General features: G+C 57.8%; 1 pseudogene. It reads left to right on the top strand.

Features of this window, described 5'->3' with window-relative positions:
* The first annotated feature begins 238 nt into the window (after window positions 1-238).
* A pseudogene (locus ACWGS9_RS35140) lies at window positions 239-525 on the top strand (DUF2285 domain-containing protein).
* The last annotated feature ends 133 nt before the right edge of the window (window positions 526-658 follow it).

Here is a 658-nt window from a genome sequence, read left to right on the forward strand (position 1 = left end):
GTTTGCGTATGGTCCCCTTCGAACGAACGGCGCTCATCGCCTACCGGGTGGCAGATACTGCCGAAGTCACCAACATCTTCTACGGCGGCAGGGACTACGAATCCCTCTATCAAAGCGATGAATCCGAATAGTCGCATCGGATTCGCGAGATATAGAGACGTCGCAGTTGGGGCTCGGCCGCAAGGGATGCCGCATTGATCCTTTCCTTCGCCAACGACGATCGTTAGAAAGGAAAAAAATGCTCAAGCCGCTGCTCGACCCAGATGTCGCCGATGAGGCGCCAACTTCTCCGATCCTTACCGGATATGACGAAGAGCATTTGCTGACCTACATTCGCCACTCGATGCAGCCGCCGAGGGCGCCGACTGGCGGGAAGTTGCCAAGATCGTCCTGCACATCGACCCGGCGACCGAGCCCGAACGCGCTTTCCGGGCCTGGAAGACGCATCTTGCGCGTGCGCGGTGGATGACGACGAACGGTTTCAAATATTTGCTCGCCGGCGGGGCACCGCTTTATGATAGGTAACGGGCGCCTTCTGCGCGAGCAATCAATCCCGCGAAGCGTGATCGAAGACTTTTCGGAATATTCAATGTTTTAGCACGATCTTGCCACGGGCCCCGGTTGCAACTGCGCTGTGCGCCGCACCGACATTCTCCAG

The sequence above is a fragment of the Mesorhizobium sp. Arg314 genome (assembly GCF_053714275.1).